3 protein-coding genes and 1 pseudogene are annotated in these 6,800 nt (G+C 68.4%); all 4 read left to right on the forward strand.

Translation table 11 applies throughout. The features are described from left to right. Positions 1 to 989: murein L,D-transpeptidase (locus BAY1663_RS21735; RefSeq protein WP_037044990.1), on the forward strand; the 989-nt coding region annotated here is incomplete at its 5' end. Positions 990 to 1,160: 171 nt separating this feature from the next. Beyond that, positions 1,161 to 5,857: pseudogene (locus BAY1663_RS21740) on the forward strand (PAS domain S-box protein). Positions 5,858 to 5,923: 66 nt separating this feature from the next. Next, the gene (locus tag BAY1663_RS21745) at positions 5,924 to 6,232 is read left to right on the forward strand and encodes a DUF2388 domain-containing protein (RefSeq protein WP_037044992.1); all 309 of its coding nucleotides are present in this window, start codon (positions 5,924 to 5,926) and stop codon (positions 6,230 to 6,232) included. 50 nt (positions 6,233 to 6,282) lie between these two features. Continuing rightward, entirely contained in the window at positions 6,283 to 6,708 is a 426-nt protein-coding gene (locus tag BAY1663_RS21750) for an OsmC family protein (protein WP_037044994.1), read from the forward strand. Positions 6,709 to 6,800: the final 92 nt, after the last annotated feature.

The raw sequence follows: 6,800 nt of genomic DNA on the forward strand, positions 1-6,800 counted from the left end.
CCGCGCCGCTACCGGGCTGGCAGGCGATCCCCGCGGGGCCGGCGCTGCGCCCGGGAATGAACGATGCGCGTATCCCGCTGCTGCGCCAGCGCCTGCTGGGCGATGCCGGCATCAGCGATACGCGCTATTCGCCGGAGCTGGTCGAAGCGCTCAAGGGCTTCCAGCTGCAGCACGGGCTCGAGGACGACGGCGTGCTCGGCAGCGCCACGCGGGCGGCGCTGAACGTCAGCCCGGCGGGCCGTCTCGACCAGTTGCGCATCAATCTCGAACGCCTGCGCTGGGTTTCCCGCGATCTCGAAGCACAATCGCTGCTGGTGGATATCGCCGGCGCGCGGCTGTTCTATTTCCAGGACCGTTGCGTGCACTGGCAGACGCGCACCCAGGTCGGTAGCGAGGGGCGCCAGACCCCCCCGCTGAAATCGCGCGTCACCCGCCTGACGCTGAACCCCACCTGGACCGTGCCGCCGACCATCCTGCGCCAGGACAAGCTGCCGCGAATCCGCGAGGACATCGGCTACCTGGCGCGCAACCAGATGCGCGTGCTCGACGCCCAAGGCAACCCGCTGGACCCGCACGGCGTCGACTGGGACAACCCACGCGGCATCTTCCTGCGCCAGGATGCCGGCCCGGCCAACCCGCTCGGGCAGGTGGCGATCCGTTTCGCCAATCCGTTCGCGGTCTACCTGCACGACACGCCGAGCCAGCCGCAGTTCGCCCGCGCCGCCCGCGCGCTCAGCTCCGGCTGCGTGCGCGTCGAGTCGGCGCTGCAACTGGTCGACTTGCTGCTCATGCCCGACGAACGGGACACGGTCGCCTCCCTACTGGCCAGCGGCAAGACGCACGAGTACCGCCTGGCCAGGCCGATAGCGATCCTGATGGCCTACTGGACCGCGGATGCCGACGAGACGGGCCAGCCGCGCTACCGTCCGGACATCTACAACCGGGATGCCCGGTTGCTGCAGGCCCTGAACGCCGCCCAGCGCCGCTGACACCTCGGCGGCGAAAATGCTCCGTTCGTCGGCGTTTTTGTCGCACACGGCCTGAACCAAGCCACCTCGGCGTAGTCTTTTGCTGAGCACTCGGCAACCCACGTTGCCGGTGCTCACACGCGGCCCGTTTGTTTGGATTACCCAGCGCAATGGATAGCCGAGCAGGACACTTTGAACGTCGAATACAGCGCCCCCTCAGCGACCTGGAATGAAGCTGACCGGCTGACAGCATTGGCTCGCCATGCCATTGCGGATGCCTCGACCGAAGCGGATTTCGACGCACTCGCCGCCATGGCCGCGGAGCTCTGCGCCTGCCCTGCGGCAGCGATCCATTTCATCGACAGCGAACGGCAACATTGCCTGGCCGCGTTCGCCCTGGACCGGCAGAGCGTCGCGCGCGAACACTCGCTGTCGGCACAGGCCATCCTGCAACCCGGCCCACTGGTCGTTCACCGCGCCGACGAACTGAGCGCCCCGCTGGCGATGCCGCGCCTGGCCGATGGCAGCAGCGCATGCTTCTATGCCGCCGCGCTCCTGCGCGATGACGCCGGGCTGCCGCTGGGCACGCTGTGCGTCGTCGACCGTCAGCCGCGCGAACTCACCCCGCGCCAGGCTGCGCACCTGCAGGCCGTGGCGCGCCAGATCATGGCGCTGCTGGCACTGCGCAGGGTCCGCGCCGAGGAAGAGCGCAGCCGCCAGATCATCGACAGCGCCCAGGATTACGCCATCCTCTCCACCGATCCGCAGGGCATGATCACCAGCTGGAACAGCGGTGCGCAAAGGCAGCTCGGCTGGTCGGCCGCAGAAGCGATCGGGCGTCATGTCGGCTGCATCTTCAGCGAAGAGGATCGCGCGCAGGGCGCCCCTGAACGGGAAATGCGCACCGCCCTGCAGCGCGGCTCGGCGCTGGACGAGCGCTGGCACCAGCGCAAGGACGGCTCGCGCTTCTGGGCCAGCGGCGTACTCACGCCACTGCAGAGCCAGGGCCAGGCGCGGGGCTTCGTCAAGATCCTGCGCGACCTCACCGAGGCGCGCCTGCAGCAGGCCGCGATCCGCGATGCCGAGCAGCGCTACCGCGCCCTGGTCGACCTCAGCCCGCAGGTGGTCTGGCAGTGCGAAGCGGATGGCGGCCTGAGCTTCTGCAACAGCTACTGGTGCGAGTTCACCGGGCTCGGCGCCGAGGCCTCGTGCGGCAGCGGCTGGCTCGCGGCGATCGCCGCGAACGATCGCCAGCGCATCGCCGAACAATGGCGGCAGGCCCTGGGCCGGGAACTGCCCTTCACCCTCGAACTGCCACTGCGCGACGTCGATGGCAACCTGCGCTGGTTCCAGGCCAGCGCCGCGCCGATCTACGACGCCGACGGGCAACTGCTGCGCTGGATCTGCATCGCCCAGGACATCGACAGCCGGCGCCGCCTGGAGCTCGAGCGACGCGAGAGCGAAGCCTTCACCCGCCTGCTGCTCGACTCGGCCAACGAGGGTTTCTATTCCATCGACCGCAGCGGCGCGGTGACCCTGTGCAACGATGCCTTCCTCAAGCTGCTCGGCTTCGCCAGCCGCGACGAAGTGCTCGGCAGGCAACTGCACCAGGTGATCCACCACAGCCATCCGGACGGCCGCCCCTACCCGGTGCACGATTGCCCGATCCAGCACACCGCCGTCACCGGCGAGCCGCGGCATGTCGAGCACGAACTGTTCTTCCGCGTCGATGGCAGCAGCCTGCCGGTGGAATACCGCGTCGCGCCGATCTACCGCGACGGCGAGCTGCAGGGCGCGATCTGCACCTTCAGCGACATCAGCGAGCGCACCCGACGCCAGGCCTGGCAGGCCTTCCTGCTGGACCTCAGCGACTGCCTGCAGGAAAACAGCGAGCGCGTCGACATCCGCTGCGTGCTCAACGAGCGCCTGGCCCACCTGACCCGCAGCGAATGCGTCGCCTGGGGCAACCTGGAGGACGGCGCGCTGGTCATCCAGCAGCAATGGCTCGCCCCCGGCCGGCCGAGCCGGCTCGGCCGCCACGCCCTGGGCGGCACCGTCGCCACGCAACTGCGGCGCGACGGCATCCTCGTGCTCGACAAGCATGGCGCAGGCAACGAGCTGTCCCGCAGCCTGGCCAGCTCCGACCTGCTGCTGGCCGAACTGCCGGGAGAGCGGGCCACGCCGCAGCGTGGCGTGCTGCTGTTCGCCCGCAACCTGCCGGAGCGCTGGAACACGGACGACATCACCCTGGTTCGCGAGGTGCTCGAACGCATCCGTGCGGCGGCCGAGCGTGCCCAGGCGAGCCAGGCCCTGCGCGAGGCGGAACAGCGCATCAGCCTGGCCAACGAGATCGCCTCCATCGGCGTCTGGGAATACCACGACAATCAGCACTCGCTGCACTGGGACAGCCAGCTCAAGGCCATGGCCGGGCTGACACCGGAGCAGCCGGCGCTGAGCGTGCACGAGGTCCTGGCGCGCGTGCACCCGGACGACCGCGGCACGCTGATCAAGGCGCTGAGCAACGCCCTGGCCGGTGAGGCCGAAGGCGAGTTCCAGCTCGATTACCGGATCTTCGACACCCGCATCAACCAGTTCGTCTGGATGGCCAACCGCGGCCGCCGCCTGGTCGACCCCAACGGCGAAGTACGCATTCTCGGCACCGCGCGCAACATCACCGCCGAGCGCAACGCCGCCGAGCGCATGCAGCGCATGAACGCCATGCTCGAGCAGCAGATCAGGGAGCGGCGCCAGGCCGAGCAGCGCCAGACGGCGCTGATCGAACTGGGCGACCTGCTGCGCGAACAGCACGACAGCCAGACCATCGCCCATGCCGCGGTGAGCGTGATCGGCCGCACCATCGGCGTTGCCCGCGTGCTGTTCGCCAGCGTCGATGCCGCCAGCCAGAGCGCCACCATCGAACGCTACTGGAGCGACGGCAGCTCCGACAGCAGCAACGAGGTGGTGCATTTCGCCGACTACGGGGACTTCTTCTACGACCTGCAGGAGAACGAACTGGTGGTCATCGAGGACGTGCTGCACGATGCGCGCACCGCCAGCCATGCCGAACGCTTCGGCGAAAGCCACATCCGCAGCATCGTCTGCGTACCGCTGTGCGAGCAGGGGCGCATCGCCGCGGTCCTGATGCTGCTGGAAGAGCAGCCGCGCGCCTGGCTCGACGACGACATCTCGTTCATCCGCGAGGTCGCCGACCGCGCCTGGAGCGCCGACGAGCGCATGCGCGCCGAGCGGGCGCTGCGCGAGAGCGAAGAACAGTTCCGCACCCTCGCCGACAACATGAGCCAGTTCGCCTGGATGGCCGAGCCCAGCGGGTACATCTACTGGTACAACAAGCGCTGGTACGACTACACCGGCACCACCTGCGAGGCCATGCGTGCCCTCGGCTGGCGGGCGGTCAACCACCCCGACCATCACGAGCGGGTCAGCGCCTCGATGAAGCGGGCCTTCGCCATCGGCTCGATCTGGGAGGAGACCTTCCCGCTGCGCGGCAAGGACGGCAAGTACCGCTGGTTCCTCTCGCGCGCACTGCCGATTCGCGACGACTTCGGCCAGGTCACCCACTGGTTCGGCACCAACACCGACGTCACCGCCCAGGTCGCCGCCGAGGAGGCGCTGCGCGAGCTCAACGACAGCCTGGAGCGACGCGTCGCCGAACGCACCCGCGAACTGGCGGCGATCAACAGCCGCCTGCACATCGAGATGGCCGAGCGCGAACGCGCCGAGGAGGCACTGCGCCATGCGCAGAAGATGGAAGCCATCGGCCAGCTCACCGGCGGGCTGGCCCACGACTTCAACAACATGCTCACCGGCGTGCTCGGCGCGCTCGACCTGATCCAGCACCGGATCGCCAGCGGCAACAGCGCCGACCTCGGCCGCTACCTCGACGCCGCCACCACCTCGGCCAACCGGGCCGCCGCGCTGACCCACCGCCTGCTGGCATTCGCCCGCCGGCAGTCGCTGGCGCCCAGGCCGGTGGACGTCAACCTGCTGGTGGTTTCCATGGAAGACATGCTGCGCCGCACTATCGGCGAGCACATCCGTTTGCAGATCGAACTGCAGGCCGACACCTGGCTGGCCTACACCGATGCGCACCAGCTGGAAAACGCCCTGCTCAACCTGGTGATCAACGCCCGCGATGCCATGCCCGACGGCGGCCAGCTGGATATCCGCACGCACAACCTGCAGATCGACGAGCGCCAGCCCGATGTCCCGGAGCCCGGCGACTATGTCGTGCTCAGCGTCACCGACAACGGTGCCGGCATGTCGGCGCAAACCATCGCCAAGGCATTCGATCCGTTCTTCACCACCAAGCCCATCGGCCAGGGCACCGGCCTCGGCCTGTCGATGGTCTACGCTTCGCCAAGCAGACCGGCGGCCACGTCAGCATCGACAGCAGCCTCGGCCAGGGCACCCGTATCACCCTCTACCTGCCGCGCAACCAGACGCAGGAAGAGGAACACGCCACGGCGCAAGAGGCCACCGAAGTGCCGCGGGCGCACGCTGGCGAGACGGTGCTGGTGGTCGAGGACGAGGCCGCGGTGCGCATGCTGGTGGTGGAGGTGCTACAGGAGCTCGGCTACCAGGTGCTCGAAGCCGTCGACGCCGGCAGTGCGCTGCCCTACCTGCACGGCAGCGAGCGCCTCGACCTGCTGCTCAGCGATTTCGGCCTGCCGGGCCTCAACGGTCGCCAACTGATGGAAGCCGCACACCAGCACCGCCCCGGGCTGAAGGTGCTGTTCATCACCGGCTACGTGCCGGACAACGAGGCGCGCAGCGACTTCCTCGGGCCGGGAACCGACATGCTGGCCAAACCCTTCAGCATCGACATGCTCGCCACGCGCATTCGCCAGCTGCTCGACGGCCCCGGCTGATCGCCCGCCGGAACTCCTGGCGCGACGGCGCACTCTGAAAAGAACGACTCTCAGGAGGTGCCGACCATGCGCAAGACGCTATTCGCTGTGATCACCCTGACGCTGGCGCCGCTCGGCGCTGCCGTGGCCGATGGCCTGGTGCGCGACATCCTTTCCTCGGGCGCCACCACGGCCTCCACCTACCTGACCTTCAAGGACGACAAGCTGGTGCTTGCGGCGCGCGAGGATGCCGGCAGCTTCGTCGCCAGCGACGGCGAAATCCGCGGCCCGTACCTGGAGGCCATGCTGCAGCGCCTGCGCAGCGAGCAACCGCAGCTGCAGGCCAGCGACATGGAACTGGCCAGCGCGATCCTCGCCGCCGAGCAGCCGCACTAGACCCGCGCGGCCACGGCCGCCGCCCCACTCCATTTGCACGAGGTTCCGTCATGAAGAAGAGCGCATCCGCCGTCTGGCAAGGCGGCCTGAAGGACGGCAAGGGCAGCATCAGCACCCAGAGCGGCGCGCTGAAGGACATTCCCTATGGCTTCAATACCCGCTTCGAGGACGTTCCCGGCAGCAACCCCGAAGAGCTGATCGGCGCGGCCCACGCCGGCTGCTTTTCCATGGCGCTATCGATGATGCTCGGCCAGGCCGGGCTGACCGCCGAACGCATCGAGACCCATGCCGAGGTGACTCTCGACAAGGATGGCGAAGGCTTCAGCATCACCGCCGTCGAGCTGACCCTCAAAGCGAGGGTGCCCGGCGCCAACGAAGCGCAGTTCCAGCAGATCGCCAACCAGGCGAAGGCCGGCTGCCCGGTATCCAAGGTGCTCAACGCGCAGATCAGCCTGAACGCCACGCTGGACGCCTGACCCGGAAAAGGGCCACAAAAAAGGTTCTTCTCATTTCATGGGGACAGGCTGCTTGACACCGGACTGGCAAGATTGGGTGTTGCTGCCATTGG

This window comes from Pseudomonas sp. BAY1663 (assembly GCF_000582595.1).
Classification (GTDB): domain Bacteria; phylum Pseudomonadota; class Gammaproteobacteria; order Pseudomonadales; family Pseudomonadaceae; genus Stutzerimonas; species Stutzerimonas stutzeri_AF.

Excerpts from the sequence above, each read along its gene's own strand:
- BAY1663_RS21750 (WP_037044994.1), top strand. The coding sequence starts at position 6,283 with ATGAAGAAGAGCGCATCCGCCGTCTGGCAAGGCGGCCTGAAGGACGGC.
- BAY1663_RS21745 (WP_037044992.1), top strand. The coding sequence starts at position 5,924 with ATGCGCAAGACGCTATTCGCTGTGATCACCCTGACGCTGGCGCCGCTC.